Below are 20028 nucleotides of genomic sequence, written 5' to 3' on the forward strand. Positions count from 1 at the left end.
CCTGACCCCGATTTAGTTTGTCCCCGATTTAGTTTTCAGCCGTTTTTGGAGTCTCACGTGAAGAAGCAACAAATCCCCGGCCTGGCGCAGCTGTTCGCACGGGCGCTGGACGGGCAGGGCACGCTGCCGCGCATGGCCGTCGCCCTGAGCGGCGGGCTCGACTCGTCGGCCCTGCTGCACCTGGCGCACGAATACGCCCAAACCCATCAGATCGCCCTGTACGCCTTCCACATCCACCACGGCCTCAGCACCCACGCCGACGACTGGCAGGCCCACTGCGCGCGTTCCTGCGCCGATCTGGGCGTTACTTTCGAGGCGCGCCGGGTCGAGCTGGCCCAGCGGGAAAAGTTCGGCACCGAGGCGGCGGCGCGCAAGAGCCGCTACGCCGCGCTCGGCGCGCTGTGCCGCGAACATGACGTGACGCTGCTGCTGACCGCCCACCACCTCGACGACCAGGCCGAAACGGTGCTGCTGCAACTGCTGCGCGGCTCCGGCCCGGCCGGCCTGTCCGGCATGGACGCCGCCAACGCCGCACCCGAGCTGCTGCTCAATCCGGCGCTGGTGATGGCGCGGCCGCTGCTGTCGGCATCGCGCAAGCAGCTGGCCGCCTACGTGGCCGAGCGCGGCGTCGTCCACATCCACGATGAATCGAACGACGATCCGCAATTCGCCCGCAACGCCTTGCGCCACCGCGTGATGCCGGCGCTGGCGCTGGCCTTCCCCGGCTTCCAGGAGCGCTTCGCGCGCAGCGCCCAGCACGCGCAGTCGGCGCAGCGCCTGCTGACCGAGATGGCCGAGCAAGACCTGGCCGCCTGCCTCGACGGCGATTGCCTCGACGTCGCCAAGCTGCGGCTGATGAGCGCGGACCGCAGCAGCAACCTGCTGCGCCACTGGTTCAGCGTGCGCGGCCTGCGCATGCCGACCACGGCCTGGCTGGCCGAGATGCTGGCCCAGCTGACCGAGGCGCGCGACCACGCCCAGGTGCTGGTCACGCATCCCGACTGCCACGTGCGGCGCTACCGTGACCGTTTGTACCTGACGCCCAAGCTGGCCGAATTGTCCGGAACGCGTGAGGACGAGTTCGACGATACGCCGGGCACATCGTTCCGCTGGAACGGCGAGGCCGAGCTGGCCTTCCCGGCTTACGGCGGCGTGCTGTATTTCGATGAAGTGGATGACGCTGCCGACGCCGACGCCGACGCCGACGCCGACGCCGACGCCGACGCGAACGCGAACGCCGTCCCTGCGGCCGGCCTGGACCCCGCCTGGCTGCGCGAGCAGGCGCTGGTGATCGAATTTCGCAAGGGCGGCGAACGCCTCAAGCCGGCCGCCAACCGTCCCACGCGCGGTTTGAAATATCACTATCAGGCGCTGGACATCCCGGCCTGGGAGCGCGCGCGCCTGCCCGTGGTCAGCGCCGGCAAGCAGTTGTTGTTCGCTGCGGGAATCGGCATGGACTGCCATCATTTGAGGCAGGACGGCGGAATGCGCCTGAAATTGCGCTGGGAAGCAAAATAAAATCCGGTTGCAGCGGTGATTTCATCTGTACTTATGCTAATACGGTATGAGGCTATGACTTTTTGGACTTGTCCTTTTGCATTGCAACATGTAGAGTAAAGCCCTTCTTTTTATTTCACGAGCGGGACACTCACTGTTATGGCTTTAATCGTGCACAAATACGGCGGTACGTCGATGGGTTCGACGGATCGCATCAAGAACGTCGCGCGGCGGGTCGCCAAGTGGCATGACGCCGGCCACCAGATCGTGGTGGTGCCGTCGGCCATGTCGGGCGAAACCAACCGTCTGATCGGCCTGGCCCGCGAAATCCAGGACCAGCCCGACCCGCGCGAACTCGACATGATCGCCTCCACCGGCGAGCAAGTGTCGGTCGGCCTGCTGTCGATGGCGCTGCTGGCCATCGGCAAGCAAGCCGTGTCCTACGCCGGCTGGCAAGTGGCGATTAAAACCGACTCGGCCTTCACCAAGGCGCGCATCCAGTCCATCGACGACGAGAAGGTGCGGCGCGACCTCGACGCCGGCAAGATCGTCATCATCACCGGCTTCCAGGGCGTCGACGAGCACGGCAACATCTCGACGCTGGGCCGGGGCGGGTCCGACACCTCGGCCGTGGCCATCGCGGCCGCGCTGAAGGCGGCCGAGTGCCTGATCTTCACCGACGTCGACGGCGTCTACACGACCGACCCGCGCGTGGTCTCGGAAGCGCGCCGCCTGAAGGCCATCACCTTCGAGGAAATGCTGGAACTGGCGTCGCTGGGCTCGAAAGTGCTGCAGACCCGCTCCGTGGAATTCGCCGGCAACTACCGCGTGCCGACCCGCGTGCTGTCCTCGCTGACCGACCCCATGCTGGACCTGGCCATCGAAGCCAATTCGGGCACCCTGATTTCGTTTGAGGAAGATACCAATATGGAACAAGCAGTCATCTCCGGCATCGCGTTCAACCGCGACGAAGCCAAAATCACCGTGCTGGGCGTGCCGGACCGTCCGGGCGTGGCCTACCACATCCTGGGGCCGGTGGCCGAGGCCAACGTCGAAGTCGACATGATCATCCAGAACCAGTCGGTCGACGGCAAGACCGACTTCACCTTCACCGTGTCGCGCAACGACTACGTGCAGGCGATGGAAGTGCTCAACGGCACCAAGGCCGCCATCGGCGCCACCAGCATCATCGGCGACGCCAAGGTGTCGAAGCTGTCGGTGGTGGGCGTGGGCATGCGCAGCCACGTGGGCGTGGCCTCGCAGATGTTCCGCACGCTGTCGGAAGAGGGCATCAACATCATGATGATTTCCACCTCGGAGATCAAAATCTCGGTGCTGATCGATGAAAAATACATGGAGCTGGCCGTGCGCGCGCTGCACAAAGCGTTCGAACTGGAAAAAGCATAATATTTCTAAAAAAAACCGTTGTGTATCCTTGACCAATCCGGTCCCGGACTATACTATGACGGTCGTCTGCTCTAGCGCGGTTTGGCTGAAAAGACATAGTTGAGCGATCGACTAGGAGACGTGGCCGAGTGGCCGAAGGCACATCCCTGCTAAGGATGCATACGGCTTATACCTGTATCGTGAGTTCGAATCTCACCGTCTCCGCCAGAATTAAGTGCCAGCAAGCACCAAGTAGTCCAAGAAGCCGCGTTCCTCACTATGAGAGCGCGGCTTTTTTCTTCCCAAGTCGTGCCGTGAAGTGCATTGACAGCCCGGTTTTTTGGGGGCAGGATTCGGGGCATGATTTGCCCCTTCCAGAAAACATGCCCCGAACATGCCTAAACTGATCTCCCCCCTTACCGATATTCAGCTGCGCAACGCCAAGCCGGCCGAGAAGTCCTACAAGCTGTCCGATGGTGGCGGCCTGTATGTCGAGGTCATGTCGAACGGTGGCAAGTTCTGGCGCATGAAAGTGCGGCAGGCCAACGGCAAGGAGTCCCGGCTGACCTTCGGTAGCTATCCTGACGTGACTTTGGCAAGCGCCCGCGCCGAGCGGGGCAAGGTCAAACAGCAGCAGGCCACTGGTATTGATCCCGCTCAAAGCAAGCGCATCGAGAAACTGCAAAAGAAAACGGCCGCCGTGAACACGTTCGAGGTGCTGGCCCGCGAGTGGCACGCCAACAAGGCCGAGACGTGGAAGCCCGGCACGGCCAAGGAGGCGATAAGCCGTCTGGAGAACGATGTATTCCAGCGCATCGGCAACCGCCCCATCACTGAGGTGGATGCGCCGTTGATGCTTGACGTGCTGCGCCAGATCGAGAAGCGCGGTGCCGTGGATATGGCCGCCCGCGTCGGCGCGTACTGTAGCGCGGTGTTCCGCTTCGCCATCGCCAAGGGCATCGTGAAATACAACCCGATCCCCGACCTGCGCGGCGCACTCAAGCCACGGGCCAAGGGCCACCATGCGGCCATCGGGACCGATGAACTGCCAGACTTCCTCGCGGCGCTGGCGAAGGCCGAGGCCGGCATGTTCCTGCCGACCCGCATCATGCTGCGCTTGATGTTGCTGGTATTCGTTCGCACCAGTGAGTTGATCGAGACGCCATGGGCGGAAATCGACCTGGAGAACGAGACGTGGGTGATTCCATGGTCGCGGATGAAGATGGGCAAGAAGCTGCTGAACCCGCGCAAGCTGGATCATCACGTCCATCTGCCGCGCCAAGGCTGGGCCTTGCTGCGCGAACTGCACCGGCTGACCGGGCACGGCGTCTATCTCTTCCCCAATCGTAACGACCACGAGCGGCCGGCGTCGAACGGCGCCATCCTGATGGCGTTGCGGCGCATGGGCTATCAGGGCCGCCACACGGGCCACGGCTTTCGTTCCCTTGCCATGGGCGTCATCAAGGCGCGGCTGGGCTACCGGCATGAGGTGGTGAATCGGCAGTTGGCGCATGGATCGACTGACGAGTACGGCGAGGCTTATGACCGCGAGCAATTCCAAGAGGAACGCAAGGTCATGATGCAAGCATACGCGGACTACGTAGACATGGTAGAGAGCGGCGGCAACGTCATCCCGGTGAGTTTCAAACGGGCGTAAATCGCCCGCAAACCCGCATGGGGCCGTGCTTTGCACGGTTTTTTTTCGTCAAAATCGCTAACGCAAAAGGGAAAACGGTGAAAAAATTTCCGGTACAACCGGTACAAGGAAAAAACATAACCTAAGTCATTGATTCTTATGTTTTTATTTGTACCGGAAAATATATTATTTTACCGGTACAGAACCGGTACAGAACCGGTACAGCTTGTGTCTAACTCAAAAAATAAAAGTAACATTTGATGGTTATGTTGGCTTCGACCGGCTCAGGCTTGCTCTTGTGGGATTAAGCGCGTGGGGGTTCCCGCGCCGCCGCCCGCCGCCGCTGCCCGTGCGTGCGTCTGCTCTTTGTCGCGCTCGCGTCGGCCGAGGCTTTGCGGCTGGCGTTGGTCGGTGCGAATGGTAGCCAGTGATGGTAGATGCCTGCGTGCTGGGCTACCGGGCTGGTGGGCTGCCCTTATGGGTTGGCAATGCGCTGCTGCTGGCGTGTTGCCTGCGGTCGGTTGACCAGCGCCAGCAACTGACGCTTGAAGGCGCGAACGGCGGCCAGCGGTGTGCTGATATCGGCGTGTTGGTGCGGCCCATGTGGCGGCCGGTCCTGATCGCTTGGCGGTGCGCTTCGGCTGGGGTGTGCTGCCAATTGCTAGTGTTGACCAGCGCCAGCAACTGACCCCGGTACAATGGAGTGGAGAGGCTGCGCTAACCAATTTGCTTTTCTTCAAGGAGCGATGAAGATGAAATGCCCTGTTTGCGGCGCGGCTGAACTGATCCGCGATACCCGCGACCTCCCCTGTACCTACAAGGGTGAATCCATTGTTATTGCGGCAGTGACGGGCGATTTTTGCCCAGCCTGCGCCGAGGCCATATTGGATGCGGCGGAGACGAACCGCGTCATCCTCGAAATACGTGCCTTCTCCAGACAGTTGTCTTGCTCGCTTGGCACTGTGATGTTGGCGCTGGAGGTAGGGCTGTTACAATCGCAACGCCAAGCCTAGAGCGGCCACTCGAAAGCCGGATACCTTCGCCGGTTGGCTTGGCACTATCCGAAGGGGACATTTGAAGGATGCCCTGTGTCATTTATTGCGCCAAATTGGCGAGATGAATCCGTATATGCTAAATTTTCCAGAAATGACAATCTAACGTTTTGGGCGTGGGAGTTTCTGCGGCGGAATAGCGTTTATCAAGCGGACTGGATTACATGCCAGTCTAAACCCGAGTTGGCCGAGTTGTTGGCTGAGAAGTGGGGAATGGTTGAAATTGCCGATCCTAGTAGCGATTGGGCGCGACACTGGGACTGTTTCACTACTGACGGCTCGACAATTCGTGTTCTATGGGGGACGTCGGTAGCAGTCCCCGAGAGTGAAAGCTACTTTACTCCGATAATCGATTTGCGACATTCTGTTGATGTCTTGGAGGCTCAGTTTAAGGCTATTCTCTTGGAAAGGGAGCGTCTTATTCAGCATCGCGGTATGGTTCCGTATAAGGGCCGTCCTCAGCGCGCTGTGCATCTTTACCCTCAATATTTACGTGTACTGGATGCACTTAGTTGCAGCGTAAAGATTCCGGAAATGGCATCGATATTGCTTCCCCATCAAGACATAGAGGGAGCTAAAAAGACCGTGCAAAACTGGAAAACAGCAGCAACGAAAATTCGGGATGAAACATATCGAATGTTGCCTGCCCATCAACTTTTTAAAGGTTGGATACGCGTGGTGTCTAAATAGCTGCCCCCTGCTAGATAGCCTAAAGTGGCTATGTAGGCAGTCACGGCTATCATTGGTTTCTGTACTAATTGCAAAACTCTATTCTCCATACCTCGCCGCACTGTGTGGCATTTTTATGGAAGATAGAGGATGCAAAATCAATCAATCGGCCCGTTGTTGCGGCTGTCATCTGTTGAGGCGAAAGTAGGCCTCAAAAAATCGGAAATTTATCGTCGCGTGAAGCTCGGCACATTCCCCGCGCCTATCAAGCTGGGCGCGCGCGCCGTTGCCTGGCCTATGGACGCGCTTGACGCTTGGGTTAAGGCATTGATCCAGCAGGCGGCGCAATAATGGCCGCTGACATCAAGGTTGCGAAGATCATCGATGCGCTGCCGGACTACTATGTATTGTCGGCTGGCGATGATGACGGTGCGCTTGTCTTAACGGGCCAAGAGCCGATTCTGGCATGGGCCTTGGATCGTGAATTTTATATTCCGTATCCAATCACACAAGGGGGCATGCAGGTTGATGCTCCGGTGTTGCGCCCGGATCAGACTGTGGCTATCGGAGGCGCTGCATACTGGCTGAGTGTTGCGGAATGGCTGGCGGATAAACAAGAAGAGTTGGCGATTCAGCGCAAGCAGAAGCGCTGGGATGTGGTTCGCAAGGAGCAAGGCATTACTGAAAAAGCTGGGCAGGAGGATAAGCCGGCCGCTATGGTTTCGTCCGCAAAGGCACTTATTCATGGGGTGCTGGAAGCTGCCAGAACGGGCAAGGTGCGCCCATGACCTCGCGTTTGAAGCGTATTACCACGCTGTCTGTGCAGGCGTCTGCACAGCGTGCTGCGTCACGAAAAATCGCATCGGGTAGTGAGCGTGCGTCGCTGCCTGCGGGCAAGGTCGCAGGCCGTGGTCGTGGTCGTGGTAAAGCGCAAGTGGCCGGGAAGGTTGCCGCGTCTCCGCAAGGGGCTGCGTTGGCCCCTATGACGCCGATCAGGCATGGCAAGGTGTCGCCATGATCGCCGCGCTGATCCATGTCGTGGCATGCGTGCCAGTCACCGTGACGTGGTTCCGGGGTGCGGCAGCACGTATGCACGCGGCGGCGCTTGCGCGCGGGCGCCGAACCGCCTATGATTCGGTTGTCCCCGATAAAGAGGGGAACAGGTTTGGAAGCCTGAACACTCAAAGCGCACAGACCGCGCCAAGCGGTCTTTTTACGTGTGCATGCCTTCGTGCGTCTCCTATGAGCGGCGGTGGCGGGGAGGCCTTCGGGCCTGCTGGTTTCTTTGGGTGCCAGTCTTCCAACCCCGCCATTTGCCGCTCACCCCGTTTGGAAGCGGGGCGCGGTGTAACCGCTACCCAAGGAGGCCCACATGCCTAGCATCATCCAATCCCAAACTCCATCCCAATTTCACACGCTGGCGTTGCAGCGCGCAATCGATGCCGTCAATGTCGCTTCGCTTGGCGAGGAATGCGTTGACCAGTTGCGCGCAGTTTTTCGCGCCATCGTCGCGTTGAGCGGCAACAACCCGATGATTCATGACCTCGCCAAGGTTGGCTACTCGATTGCCGATAACCAGAGCAATTTACTCGATTGTTCGCGTGAAGATATGGAGCAAAATTTGCTCGCATTGAAAGCGTTGCCGATCAATGTCGTCGGAGGTGCAGCATGAGTATGGCGAAAAATATCAAGGTAATGGAGCAGGCCTATGCAAACGGCTGTGAGCGCGCCAGCGCGTGGCTCAAGCGTGATGCGAAATCGACTCGGATCGATGATGTGGGTTCATGGCGCGCCATTGGTTACGCTGATGCAGTCTTGTCGTTTGAAGATAGCCCAGTGCTTGCGGACCTTATGCGCGAGTGGGAGCAGGGCTTTGATACGACGTTGGGTGCTGAATCTCCTTCTGGAATTGCCTCTCCAATAATTGAAACCCCGGTAGGCGGGGACCCCAATCCATACTACAAAAATCTTGACCGCGCACCGTATGAGCTGGCGCATTTGATGCAACAGTTGCCGGCCGATTTCGGCCTCGCCCCTGCCGTCGAATTGAAGCATGTTCAGATAGCATCGGCAGCGGAGGCGCATTCGCACGTTGCTGGCAACACGATCCTTAGCGGGATTGAGGCCATCGGCCAGTTGATGGAGGCGGCAGGTACTAGCGGAGAGGAAAGCCTTTCGTCGCATACGCTGTTCTCCCTCGGCGGCCTGCTCCGACACTTGGCCGTGGAAGGGCAATACCTGCGCGGTGTCGGTGACAGCCTGGCATATTCGGTTGCGTTGTATGGTGAGCGCGATGCTGTGATGTGCCGTAAGGAGGTGCGTCATGCGTGATTCGCGCTCCTTCAGCACCCTGTTGCCCAGCTTGGGCGATTCTTATCTGCCGACCCTTGCCGCGTCCCTTCGTGTTGCCAGCTTAGCGCAGCTGGAGAACCTTGGCGGCGCGCATTTGCGGCCGGTCGCGCTCTCTGTATCTGACGAGTTTCAGTGCTGTGTCGATGCCGGCGCGGCGGCTGCCGCGTGCTTCCTTGTCGCCGATGCTGAATTCATCGGCTTGCAAGACCATAGCGCGCTGGCCGTGCGACGTTTTAAAGCCGCGCTGGAGCGCTCCATTGGTGCTGGCGCTGGCATACATGGACCGGCCCGTCGTCGCGCCATCATGCCGCGTTTGCTGGCTTGTGTGGCCGCATTTGAGGCGGGGTATCTCGCGCGCATACAGCAGGAAAAGAAAGGAATAAGTAATGAGTAGTAACAACGCATATCCGGTCAGTGTGGATGCTGCCCGCGCCGCGCTGACGTTCATCCCAGCGAATGATCGTGACCTGTGGTGGCGTATTGGCATGGCGTTGAAATCGGAGTTTGGTGAGGGTGGATACGATCTGTTCAATGACTGGAGTGAGAGCGGTGCAAGCTTCGACGCCAAGGCCGTTAAATCGACTTGGCTCAGTTTTAAACCGGGCGGGAAAGTGACGATTGGTACACTAATCGCGGAGGCCAAGAAGAGCGGCTTTAATCCCAAGGAGTACGCGGCGGCCGTTCCGCTGTCGGGCGCAGATAAGGCGCGTATCCGCCAAAAGCGCGAGGAGCGCGACCGGGTAGCGGCCGCCGAGCTGGTAACGAAACAGGAGGCGGCAGCGGTCGAGGCGGCGCAGGTATGGGCCGGCGCATCTGAGACGGGCGATAGCCCTTATCTGGACCGCAAGGGCGTGCAGGCGTTTGGCTTGCGCTTCCTGCCCGGTGGCGTGCTGCTGGTGCCGTTGCGCGACGGCACGGGCAAGCTTTGGAACGTGCAGCGGATCGTCGCCAAGGGTGATAAGCGCTTCCTCGCTGGAGGCCGCGTCTCGGGCTGCTTCCATGTGCTGGGAGACATGGCGGCGTCGGCTTGGGTACTGATCGCGGAAGGCTACGCGACGGCGGCCACGCTGCATGCGGCCACAGGCCACGCGGTGGTCGTGGCGTTCAATGAGGCCAATGTGCGCCATGTGGTGGCTACGGTGCGTAAGCTGCTGCCACAAGCCCACTTGCTGCTGTGCGCCGATGACGACAAGGAGACCGAAGAGAAAACCGGCAAGAACCCCGGCATCGTATCGGCAACCGCCGCCGCCGCTGCCGTGGACGGCCATTGGTGCAAGCCGCAAGGACTGGCGGCCGGTGCGTCGGACTTCAATGACTTGGCGGTGGCGCTGGGCATCGAGGCCGTGCACGTGCAACTGGCGGCGGCGATTGCGAAAGTGACCGGGGCGGCTGCTGACGCTGATCAGCAGGGCGCTGTAGCCGCTGCCATTGTGCTTGATCCTCCAGTTAAGGGCATGCCGAATGCTACAGGTAGGAACGCGGGCGGCAAGGAGGCCAAGAAGGCAAGCGCACCGAATGCGAGGGCGGACGGCAAGGGCACTGGTCAGGCTTCTCGGCCGTTCTTCCATGTCGATGAAGACGGTGTATGGTTTCACGGCTTCAGCCAGCAAGGCGATCCGTTGCCGGCGCAGTGGATCTGTAGCGAGTTGCACGTTCCGGCCAAGTCGCGCGGGGACGCTAATGAGGATTGGGGCTATCTGCTGGAATTCCAAGACGGCGATGGCAACGCCAAGCGTTGGGCAATGCACGCCAGTATGCTTGCCGGAGATGGCACGCAGTACCGCGCCACATTGTTATCGATGGGGCTGCGCATCGGCTCGGGTACGGCGGCAAAGAACCATTTGAGCGTCTATATCCAGACCCAGCAGACCGATGTGCGCGTGCGCTGTACTGATCGCATCGGCTGGCATGACCACGCTTATGTGCTGCCGGATCGCACCATCGGCGACGGCGACGAGAAGGTGATGTTTCAGGCGGCGGGCGGCGTCGTCTCGCAGTTCAAGCAACGCGGAACCCTGGCGGAGTGGCGCGACGAAGTGTCATACCATTGCAGGGGCAATTCCCGCATGTTGTTCTGCCTGTCGGCCGCGTTCGCCGCGCCATTGCTGCACTTGGCGCGCGTGCCGTCTGGAGGCTTCCACATTTGGGGCGACAGTTCCAGCGGTAAGAGTTCCGCGTTCAAGGTGGCCGGATCGGTGTTTGGCGGCAAGGACTACCCGCGCAACTGGCGCATGACCGACAACGCGCTGGAGACGGTGGCCGCCCAGCATAGCGATGCCTTGCTGTTGTTGGACGAAATCGCCCAAGTCGATCCTAAAGTAGTGGGCGATACCGTGTACATGTTGGCGAACGAGGCCGGCAAGGGACGTGCCACGCAAACGGCCACGGCGCGCAAGGTGGCGACTTGGCGCGTGCTGTTCCTGTCGGATGGTGAGGTGAGTCTAGCTAACCACATGGAGCAGGCCGGCAAGGGAACCAAGGCGGGCCACGATGTGCGGATGGCCCATATCGCCGCCGATGCGGGGCGAGGGCTTGGTGTTTATGAGGTGCTCAACGGCTTTGCCAGTGGCGCGTCGCTTTCTGATCATTTGGTCGGCAAGGCGCAGCAGCATTATGGCACGGCCGGCATGGCCTTCATTGAGTACGCCGTGCAGCACGCCGCTTCGCTGTCCGACGCGTTACCGTCAGGAGTGGCGGAAATGGCGAGAGAAATATGCCCGCCTGATTCCCATGGGCAGGTGGCGCGGGTGGCAACGCGCTTTGCTTTGGTGGGGATGGCTGGCGAATTGGCGACGACTGCGGGCATTACGGGCTGGGCGGTGGGCGAGGCCGTAGCAGCGGCACGTACCTGCTTTGCGGCTTGGCTGGAAGGCCGTGGCGGCGCCGGCAATGTCGAGCACGTGTCGATACTGCGTCAGGTGAGCGGTTTCTTCCAGGCGCACGGTGAGGCGCGTTTCGTGTGGTGGCATCGTGCGACCGATGACCACAAACCGAACACGATCAACCGCGCCGGCTTCAAACGCCTGCTGACACGTGACGGAATGGCCATCAACTCCAACTCGGACCATCACAAGGCCTATGGTGACAAGGTGCATCCGGCTGACGCGGAAGAGTCCAAGCAGGAGTATTTCGTTTTGACTGAGGTATTTAGGGATGAAATATGCAAGGGTTTCAATCACAAAACGGTTGCGCGCTTGCTTGTCGAGCGTGGATTGCTGGTGGCCGATAGCGACGGGGGGCCTACTCGGCAAGTGAGATTGCCGGGTATTGGGCCTTCTAGGGTCTACCGGTTCACACCTGAAATCGCTGGAATTAGTGTTTAATCTGCGGCCGGCCAACGATAGCAGAAGGCCGGCCGCAGCGCATAAACAGCCGGTATGGCCAAGCTGTTAGGACATCGGCTTAGTATCGTGTAGACGTACTATCGGGAAATTTTTTCACACCGGAGATAGCGATGCTATTGTCTGCACCCTTAAGTATTAAATAACGGGAAGGCCCGCTTCCGCCCCAAATCGGACCTTCGGCGATAACGTTTCAAGCCACTTTTGAATAACATGCTGCCCAGCCATTATAATTATGGCAATTTTGTCTTCAAGAAAACGAAGCCCGTTCAAAATTACATTCGATAATCGGTACGTTTGCTGGCAAGATAATCATTAAACTCGTTGATACGGTAGATGCCTCGATCAACCAGCCGCTGAAATTCCTGGACAGCATAAACCATGTCGACGTTACGCACCAAGGGGCCGACATGGTCTAGTTCATCGCGAGAAATAAGGCGGTGCAGCTTCACGAAAGAAAGCTCAAGTTTCTTACTCTGTTCCGGCGTGTGCATGCGAACCATCGATCCAAACCTGCCATTCCCCTGATCTTGCGCCGGCCCTTCTTCAAGAATGGGCCTATTTTTTGAATGAAATGACAAAGAGGAAAAAAAAGCTGAAAAAACGTTCGATTTTTGTCCCACGTCCGAAAAGTAGAGATTTTCATCCGCATTAAGCACCTGCAATTCATTCAGGCGGTGGACATCTGATTTGTTTTTGATGATACATTCAGTTGAATTCTTGGATCCAATTTTATATATTTTTGAATCGTAAAAAATAACTATATGCTTTGGAGATAGCGGAAAAAATATCTGCAGACCAATACATGCAAATCCAATATTATTAAATGTCTTGCGCCCGCATGCAAACTGATTACGCCGCACAACCGGATTGTCGCTAGTAATAAAATCGACATCAGTTGCGTTGATCAAAATCTTGAAATGTAAATCATCAAGCAGTGGGCGTCCCTTAATTGCAACCGAAATGGGAATTTCAGTTGGTTCAGTCAATCGTATGGAAACCTCGTTGAGATACTCGGATACGCTGGTTTTCTTCGATAGTATTATTTTCGCAAACTCCCCGACCTGCTGTTCGGTAGAATCGGCCATATGTTTGGTCCGAGCGTGCTGCATTAGCACATGCATCAACAACGTGTCGTGCTCTGGACTCAATTTTCTCGGAACCTCATTTCTGTCTATGATTCCACTGATTACCTTGGACGCCTGCCCCTCGATAACGCTGAACATGTTTTCCGCTATGAGGTCTTTTCCGTAAAAATAGTCTTCATAACACTGATCTTTTAAGCTGGCGGAGCCAATAACTTTGCGTCGAGCAATATTAAAAATACTTATGCATTTCTCTGAGGCATCTTTCGAAAAATTTCGTAGATAGAACTGCGGAACAAAATGTTGTTTCTTTTTCTCTGGCATGGTCACTCCTATTTCGCCAATTTCCATCCTGAGCAGGGCTTCAATATACGATTGCACGATAATGTACCAAAACCTGAATTAACCTCCAAAACACCAGAGACGCGCCTGCACGATTGAATCCGCAGCGGTCATCGGTTTTTTGGCGGAACCATAGCCGAGTTGCCCGCCTGTGGCCGAACGCCGTCGTCATGATATCTGGACGGCTGTGCAATTTCGAGGTGTCGCATGTTCATGGTATAGATCGGCCAGATACTCACACAGCTCATGGTCAGCGACGTCATCTGGGACAACGAAATGTGCCGGCCTGCGCTTCCCGTCGGCCCCAAGGTAGAAAGCGCACCTGGCCCCGGCATTGCCAGTGATAACAATAAACGAACCGAAAATATTAAACCTAAATTATTTCATGCGAACCCCGTTGCTTTAACTTTTCTACGTCTGCTTTTGGCCGTCAGCGGCGCAGATCAGGCTTCCTGGTCGTCCAAATAGCTATAGACGTCGCAATCTAGCGCAATTCCACGTTGGCCCAGCATAAGCATAACGCTTGGTGGAATTGATACGCCGTCGTTGCTACTTGCCATAAATAGACCACAAAAAAGGTTCATTTCGCACATCCGCTGAAGACGTTGCCATACGCTCAGATCTTCAGTAACTTGAGTCAACAACCATCGGATCTGATCCGCAAGATTCTCTGGCTCGACATCTTTCGCCTCGAGACGCCATTGACCAACTCGAGCAATTCGTTCGCGGCCAGACGGATACCGAACGATCTCTCCACGGAATTCCGCAACGGTTGGCTGGCAGCCTAACAATAGACTAATCTCACTTGGGTCCAAGTTATTGCCAAATAGACGAAGGCATGCGGTTGATCTATCAAAATTACCCAAGATTCCTCTGATTCAAATGTTTTTTTGAAGGTCTGGTTGTGGCCGATAGCGAGCATTGCGGATTTGTTCAAGACGCAACGTGCAATTTCCTCTGCTCCTCGGAGACCGGCCAAATTAGCGCGGTTGCTTGTCGCTGCCAGCCCAATTTCAGATAAAAATCCTCTTTTCCTGGGGCTGCTGTCAACGTTATAAATTTATAGCACGCCAACTTCGACCTGAGATGATTGACTACTTCTCTTCCCAAACCTAGCTGCTGATGGCCAGGCTTTACGACGACATCTACAAGCAACGCGTAATATTGCCCATCGTCCATGGTACGTCCGAACGCAACTAGCTCATCGGCATCATAGATAAATATAACATGGCTACTTTTTTCAAATGCACTACGAATTTCATCCGGACGCCGTCCGGTCCAGCCCACCTGCTCAAATAGAGAAGCAACAACTTCCCAATCTGTGGACTGTGTCGTGAATAAAAATTTCAAATTCTGCTCCAATACTGGTGGCTGCCGAACCCCCAAAAACCTGTCCATGTCGGGCCGCTATTGGCCGATAGCCGTACGAGGATTTCATTTAGATCGAGCAGATTTTCCTCCCGGAAGCCGATTGGTCATCGCTAAATAGATGACTAGCACCACCGACAAAAGGAAAAAATATGCACCGTAGCTATTTCCAAATTCGTACGATTCGTCATGTGTTACGGAGGGATTAAATTGTAACGTCAATGCGACATACAGCGCAGTGAATGCGACGTTTCCCAGAACTACCCAAGCAACTGATACAAGTATTTTTCTCATAACTAAACTGTTCGCCATCGACGTAGAAGTAGCGAGCATCCGAGCTCTACAGCAACGACTGTTTTTGGCCGACTGCTGTCACCAAGTCACTCAAGTGGCACATACTCTTCAAGTAAATCATCCATTTCATCACCAACACCATACCCGAATTTATGACTAAGTTTTCTTACTTGGTCAAGACGAATCAGGACAGCATTTCGCTGCTCCATCGGGAAGTCAGCTAACAACCTTAGCACCTGAACGAACATACGGAGCAAGGAATCGAAATAACCTTCGTCATCCATGCCGAATTCATCGCTAAATCCCGCTGCTTCTTCACAATAAAAAATCATTAGTTCAAGCACATCCTCTGCGTGTCCAACTGCTTTCTTGTAATCGGATATCGCCTTCTTAGCCTTGGAAACTGAAATGTCATGGTGCTTGATTAAGTCGGGCCTCATCCACCGAGAAATCGTGGCCTTGTATGGCTTCAGGGTATCGACACCGAGCCCAAAGCGAGCATGCAGAAAAGCTTGATTCTCTTTATTCGAATACATGTCTTGTACGAGTGCAATAAGACCTGCGCGGTCGAACTCAGCCAATTTCATCTTAACGTCGGTCCAAGTCGGAGTGATTTTCTTTTTATGTTCAATTGCCATGTATATTTTTTAATGAATTATGGAACTAACTACGTGTACTACGGTCTGGTACTGGCCGAAGACGGCCACCATCTTGACGGCGCAGCTCCCAAAGTTAGTGCCCAAAGCTATCAATCACTTTGGGAAATTCACTAATAAAAGCATCGCGCGCCAGTACACCGGCGGAAACGTCCTGTGGGTCAGACTTATCTCGTCGAATCAAACGTGCAAACGTAAATGTCCGCCCCTTTTTCGATGCCCAGCCGACGTACCACCCTAAGCCAGAAGCAGCACCGGTTTTCCCATGTATTTCCCAGCCGTCAGGCGACTTCTCAAGCTTCGTGATTACGTCCGTCATATCGTACGCATGTTTGCTGACGCCCAGTTGCCGGTTTACCACTCTCATCAAAAAGGACAACTGTTCCAAGGGAGATATCCGTAGCGATGAAGAAATCCAGGACATGGTCAAACCATCATTTTCAGCGTCTCCGGAAACATCAGCGTTTCCATATTGAAACTCCTTAACATATGCGGTGAAACGTTCTTTTCCAAGCGATGTAGTAACCTGCTGCGAATACCATACGACAGAATCATGTATCCATTTAGTTGGGTCCGTAGGGTGGAGCCATGACTCGTTCCAGTCGACATAACCTTGGCGATATGGGAGCATCGGGGTATGCTCGTCCTTTAGAAACCCGGAGTCATAGCCCATCAAACTAATCGCTATCTTAAATGTAGAAGCAGGCGTAACTTGTTGACTACATTCGCCTCTCTCAAAAATTACTTTACCGTTATTTGCATCCGCAACTGCTGCACATAATTCAGCTGCGTTCGCGATTGAACAAACGGATAGTGAAAACAAAACTGCCGGAATTATTTTATAAAGTCTCATCCAAAGCCTATATATTTACTATCGAAAATACACTAATTTTTTAGGTCTGCTTGTGGCCGGGGGCAGCCTGTCATTTCTGATGTTTGCGCTGTTGCATTGCTTCTTTGCCCATTGCCAGAATATCTTCACACTCGCTGTCTAGTTGAGCTTTGGACTTGGTAGCTGCCTGCGTTCTAAATTCCCGAAGTTTTTTCTGAAACTCGGCATCATTGCCCAGCTGTTCGTATTCTTTCTGATGCCCATAAAAAACAGCCTTAACAGCAGCTTGGTAGTACTTCGCGTTTTCAGGATGCCGCTCAGAGCATACACGTGAAGAGGCTACGATAGCAGGCGCAAATGGATCGAGTTCGCCGTTTCCGTTTTTCGGGCTATTTTCTACTGCGAAAGCGCTTTGCGCCACTGCGAGCGTTACGACTCCTAACACTATTTTTCTGATCATATATTCCGTTCCAAGGGCGGCTTTTGGCCGAACCCGGCCGAACCCGGCCGACCGCGTTCAGGATAGCAGCTTGCTCATCTGCAAAAAAACTCACGAATTCTCACTCCCAGGGCGATGCCGTCCCGAAGCGGACTGATGCAATTTCGGAGCACGCTTGGTTTACGCCCGCTGCAAGACTAAAATCCATTCTTCAGAACGTAACCGCAGACCTTCAATTCTTTTGCCACCTGGCTCTTCCAGCCACCGAAGCCGTCGAGGGTAACGTACACAACCCCACTAATGTCGTTTGGTGTTTCAATTTCACCCTTTACCAACGCACAGACATTTTCACGGCCAAGTTTGGCCATTAAGTACCCATGTTCGAAGACAACGTTCTGCCGCGCACGACTGCGGGCAGCAACCTTGGTTTCATGCACACCTCGCCCATGGTCACAAGGCGTATAAAGTACGAGGGCGAAGTCAGCGTCGTTGGTATACCGTTCGATTTTTTCAATAATTGTCATGCCCGAACTGGCCTGCTCGTGCAAAATAATTGGTTCGAGTCCGAGGTCCGAAAGAAACCGCGCCACCTCCTGTTTTGCTTCATTGTCACGACCATGCACAATAAAGACTTTCCGCTTGTTCCGCGCAACTGGCTCGATGTCACCGCCTCCTGCGAATTTTCGGCATCTTGGGGATTAGGCCGGGAGCCTGCTTGAATATGGAATCCCCCTTCAAGCTGCCGAATTCCAAAAAATCTAGTAAAGGAGTGAATTGTTCCGAAATAAAAGTACGGCGCTCTTGGTAAGTCTTGAATTTTGGCTGGATGAAGTGCCAGAAAGACGCCAAGTCTCGATTCACCCGCACAAATGACGGTACACGATTCTCAATATCTGGCATCGACAAAAGTTCCTGCCGAAGCGTGCTGTATTCATTCGTATCGGCTTTGCCGGCGCTGGCGTGGGAAGAAAGCAGCGTGGCCAAGTAGCTGGCTTTCTCAAGAGGTGTACGAAGGAATTCTATGCTCATGACTATTGGGGCACTTATTCATTTTAGATAATTAACATTGTACTGCTAACAGCGTCGGCCTTAGCTGACCGACCGAGGCACAACGGTATGAATCGAATGTGCGGAGTCGTCCGCATCTGGCCGAAAGCGTTTCTTAATTCTTCATCCAATTTCGCGCAATTGCGAATGAAAACATCATCTTGTAAAGCGCTTCGACCGCAGTCATCAACTTCGTGCCAAGCGCGTTCCAGGCGCTCCAGACGATTACACATGCGGCAGCCGCCACGACGGCAGCCCCAGCCATATCGAAGGGGAAATGGATGCCGAGATAAATTCTCGACTAGGCGACCAGAACCCCGAGCGCTAACATTACCCCGCCGAGCAGCAACTCACGGCACAGCAAGAATGCGAAACTGATCGAGAACATCAGCAGGCCGTGATCGCTGGGGAACGACGCGTCCGCAGCATGCTGCGCAAACGTGTGACCGATTGGCACTATGAATGGCCGCGGATGAACATAGAAGGCGCTGATGATCTGGCCAAGGCCCAGGGCAATCAAGCTAACGCACAGGGCGCGAAACGCAACCTCACGCCGTTCCCCCCAACACCACATGACTGTCAGCGCCAGCGGGACGATGTAAAGTAAATAGTCGGCTGCAAAGACCGCGAAGCCCAGCAGGAATCGGGGTGAGTGTTGATCCGCGTTGATTAGTAAAAATAAGGTCTCATTCATTGTATGTCCATTACTTGTTCCAGTTCTGCGCCAACAAATTTGCGAATCCGAGCTTATTCATCTATTCTCTTTTGCCTCTGCAAACGATGACGCGGCATACGACCTACTGGCCGTACGCGGCCAGCGATGTTCGCGTGCAAATATCAAGTTGCCACTTTGGCTGCAGTAAGCGCAACTTGGAATTTGCCACTCCTTGGCGCAGCAACGGTCAAAATTAAATTCATAACGACTTGGCCTCCCATCGACACAGCATAGTTCATGCTGGATAGGCCAGCAGTCGCGCTAGCTGGATTTACGGTCATCGATTGATAAGTAGCCCCTTGAGTCTTCAGGTATTCCAAGAAGCCAACAACCAGATTTTTGGTCATCGACTCGTCTAAATCATTTGCAAAGACGTTGCATGCGCTCGCTCCGACACTCGTTAGGACGAAACGCGAGTTATCCAGCCTAACACTCCAGGCGTTTCCAGAATAGCTACCCAGATATGCTGACGCATCCGTGTCTGACAGCTTTTGAAAACCTCGCTGTGCCACCCATTCCGTGAACTTCTCGGGATATGGGAAGCTCATAAAACAGCCCTGAACAAACTGGTCCACTACCTGCACAGCAGCCAACTCGGACGGCTTAAGGTCGGCGCAAAATGCAATGGGCGCGACCAAGAACAGAAATGCGCCTACTAATTTTCTCATTTGTAGCCCTTAAATTTAATCGCGCCATGTCCGGTTTGGCCATAGGCGGTCTCGGCAATCTCACCCATGATAATCAATGTCTCCGCATGTAGGGTCAATATCCTTAACATGGTCAACGGGCGGCGATTGGAATAGTGGCGTATGCTCACGCGCCAAGTACCAAGTTAGATAAGCACCAAATATTGGCACGAGCAAGATAAGAGCTGCTTGCGACCACCGTTGAGTAGGCTCGTAGAACGGCGAGGTGAATACCTTGCGCATGGCGATAGCGTCGAGGCCCAAAGTCACCACAGCAATCGCTAAGAGAATCCATCCGGTTGAAGTAGATGTGTGCATTCGATTTTTGAAGGGCAGCTATTGGCCGGATTGCGTCGTTAGACTCAGTGGCCCTATTCATCAACATGCCGAACCGCATTAACAGCACCGACGGCAACACCAGAAATGACGACACCACCAGCAACAACGGCACCGACGGCAACGACGGCGCCAGCAGTGCTGGTGCCAGTCTCTGCGCCGAGCGGGGCAAAGCGAAAACTCGAAGACGGCGCGGCGCCGCCGCTCAAGCGCGCACAATCGCTGGTCGCGCCGCGCCTACAAGTGTCGCGCGACGAGCCCATGGCGACGGTCCTCGAGTGGGCGCGTAAGCTCT

At 55.5% G+C, this 20028-nt stretch carries 21 protein-coding genes, 1 tRNA gene and 1 pseudogene; 12 read left to right on the forward strand and 11 right to left on the reverse strand.

The window, feature by feature from the left end:
• Nucleotides 1-57: 57 nt before the first annotated feature.
• The 12 genes and pseudogenes from tilS (at nt 58) to Q0S71_RS09055 (ending at nt 11915) form a co-directional block, all read left to right on the forward strand.
• The gene (gene tilS / locus Q0S71_RS09000; RefSeq protein WP_295994044.1) at nt 58-1518 is read left to right on the forward strand and encodes a tRNA lysidine(34) synthetase TilS; all 1461 of its coding nucleotides are present in this window, start codon (nt 58-60) and stop codon (nt 1516-1518) included.
• Between the two features lie 138 nt (nt 1519-1656).
• On the forward strand, nt 1657-2904 hold the full coding sequence (locus Q0S71_RS09005) for an aspartate kinase (RefSeq protein ID WP_295994045.1): 1248 nt from the start codon (nt 1657-1659) through the stop codon (nt 2902-2904).
• 114 nt (nt 2905-3018) lie between these two features.
• Nucleotides 3019-3111: transfer RNA gene (locus Q0S71_RS09010), tRNA-Ser, on the forward strand.
• A 166-nt stretch (nt 3112-3277) separates the two neighbouring features.
• Nucleotides 3278-4540, forward strand: coding sequence for an integrase arm-type DNA-binding domain-containing protein (locus Q0S71_RS09015; protein WP_295994046.1), 1263 nt, complete (start codon nt 3278-3280; stop codon nt 4538-4540).
• Nucleotides 4541-5271: 731 nt separating this feature from the next.
• Nucleotides 5272-5466: pseudogene (locus Q0S71_RS09020) on the forward strand (type II toxin-antitoxin system MqsA family antitoxin); the annotation flags it as partial.
• Nucleotides 5467-5607: 141 nt separating this feature from the next.
• The gene (locus Q0S71_RS09025; protein WP_295994047.1) at nt 5608-6261 is read left to right on the forward strand and encodes a DUF6499 domain-containing protein; all 654 of its coding nucleotides are present in this window, start codon (nt 5608-5610) and stop codon (nt 6259-6261) included.
• A 129-nt stretch (nt 6262-6390) separates the two neighbouring features.
• Nucleotides 6391-6591: an AlpA family transcriptional regulator gene (locus Q0S71_RS09030; RefSeq protein WP_295994048.1), complete on the forward strand. Its 201-nt coding sequence runs from the start codon at nt 6391-6393 to the stop codon at nt 6589-6591.
• On the forward strand, nt 6591-7028 hold the full coding sequence (locus Q0S71_RS09035; protein WP_295994049.1) for a hypothetical protein: 438 nt from the start codon (nt 6591-6593) through the stop codon (nt 7026-7028). The genes Q0S71_RS09030 and Q0S71_RS09035 overlap by 1 nt, the downstream gene beginning before the upstream one ends.
• A 584-nt stretch (nt 7029-7612) precedes the next feature.
• On the forward strand, nt 7613-7912 hold the full coding sequence (locus tag Q0S71_RS09040; RefSeq protein ID WP_295994050.1) for a hypothetical protein: 300 nt from the start codon (nt 7613-7615) through the stop codon (nt 7910-7912).
• Nucleotides 7909-8571 (forward strand): hypothetical protein, encoded by a 663-nt coding sequence (locus Q0S71_RS09045; RefSeq protein ID WP_295994051.1) that lies wholly within the window; start codon nt 7909-7911, stop codon nt 8569-8571. Before Q0S71_RS09040 ends, Q0S71_RS09045 begins: the two co-directional genes overlap by 4 nt.
• The gene (locus tag Q0S71_RS09050; RefSeq protein WP_295994052.1) at nt 8564-8986 is read left to right on the forward strand and encodes a hypothetical protein; all 423 of its coding nucleotides are present in this window, start codon (nt 8564-8566) and stop codon (nt 8984-8986) included. Before Q0S71_RS09045 ends, Q0S71_RS09050 begins: the two co-directional genes overlap by 8 nt.
• Nucleotides 8979-11915, forward strand: coding sequence for a DUF927 domain-containing protein (locus tag Q0S71_RS09055; protein ID WP_295994053.1), 2937 nt, complete (start codon nt 8979-8981; stop codon nt 11913-11915). Before Q0S71_RS09050 ends, Q0S71_RS09055 begins: the two co-directional genes overlap by 8 nt.
• A gap of 293 nt (nt 11916-12208) precedes the next feature.
• On the opposite strand, the gene Q0S71_RS09060 is transcribed toward Q0S71_RS09055, so the two are convergent.
• The 11 genes from Q0S71_RS09060 to Q0S71_RS09100 all read right to left on the reverse strand — a co-directional run bounded on the left by Q0S71_RS09060 (nt 12209) and on the right by Q0S71_RS09100 (nt 19379).
• Nucleotides 12209-13342 (reverse strand): DUF4238 domain-containing protein, encoded by a 1134-nt coding sequence (locus Q0S71_RS09060; protein ID WP_295994054.1) that lies wholly within the window; start codon nt 13340-13342, stop codon nt 12209-12211.
• A 186-nt stretch (nt 13343-13528) separates the two neighbouring features.
• Nucleotides 13529-13726 (reverse strand): hypothetical protein, encoded by a 198-nt coding sequence (locus Q0S71_RS27370; RefSeq protein WP_367185287.1) that lies wholly within the window; start codon nt 13724-13726, stop codon nt 13529-13531.
• 77 nt (nt 13727-13803) lie between these two features.
• Nucleotides 13804-14226, reverse strand: a complete 423-nt coding sequence (locus Q0S71_RS27375) for a DUF4279 domain-containing protein (RefSeq protein ID WP_367185286.1) — start codon at nt 14224-14226, stop codon at nt 13804-13806.
• Between the two features lie 67 nt (nt 14227-14293).
• Nucleotides 14294-14710 (reverse strand): GNAT family N-acetyltransferase, encoded by a 417-nt coding sequence (locus tag Q0S71_RS09065; RefSeq protein ID WP_295994055.1) that lies wholly within the window; start codon nt 14708-14710, stop codon nt 14294-14296.
• A 398-nt stretch (nt 14711-15108) separates the two neighbouring features.
• On the reverse strand, nt 15109-15660 hold the full coding sequence (locus Q0S71_RS09070; protein WP_295994056.1) for a hypothetical protein: 552 nt from the start codon (nt 15658-15660) through the stop codon (nt 15109-15111).
• 94 nt (nt 15661-15754) lie between these two features.
• Complete coding sequence (blaOXA, locus tag Q0S71_RS09075) at nt 15755-16531, reverse strand: class D beta-lactamase (protein WP_295994057.1); 777 nt, start codon at nt 16529-16531, stop codon at nt 15755-15757.
• Nucleotides 16532-16601: 70 nt separating this feature from the next.
• The gene (locus Q0S71_RS09080; protein WP_295994058.1) at nt 16602-16970 is read right to left on the reverse strand and encodes a hypothetical protein; all 369 of its coding nucleotides are present in this window, start codon (nt 16968-16970) and stop codon (nt 16602-16604) included.
• A 176-nt stretch (nt 16971-17146) separates the two neighbouring features.
• Entirely contained in the window at nt 17147-17572 is a 426-nt protein-coding gene (locus Q0S71_RS09085; protein WP_295994059.1) for a nucleotide-binding protein, read from the reverse strand.
• A 40-nt stretch (nt 17573-17612) separates the two neighbouring features.
• A complete protein-coding gene (locus tag Q0S71_RS09090) occupies nt 17613-17978 on the reverse strand; it encodes a hypothetical protein (protein WP_295994060.1) in 366 nt (121 codons plus the stop codon).
• Nucleotides 17979-18297: 319 nt separating this feature from the next.
• The gene (locus Q0S71_RS09095; protein ID WP_295994061.1) at nt 18298-18690 is read right to left on the reverse strand and encodes a hypothetical protein; all 393 of its coding nucleotides are present in this window, start codon (nt 18688-18690) and stop codon (nt 18298-18300) included.
• A 143-nt stretch (nt 18691-18833) separates the two neighbouring features.
• The gene (locus Q0S71_RS09100; RefSeq protein ID WP_295994062.1) at nt 18834-19379 is read right to left on the reverse strand and encodes a hypothetical protein; all 546 of its coding nucleotides are present in this window, start codon (nt 19377-19379) and stop codon (nt 18834-18836) included.
• Between the last annotated feature and the right edge of the window lie 649 nt (nt 19380-20028).

The sequence above is a fragment of the Rugamonas sp. genome (assembly GCF_025354735.1).
Lineage (GTDB): Bacteria > Pseudomonadota > Gammaproteobacteria > Burkholderiales > Burkholderiaceae_D > Rugamonas.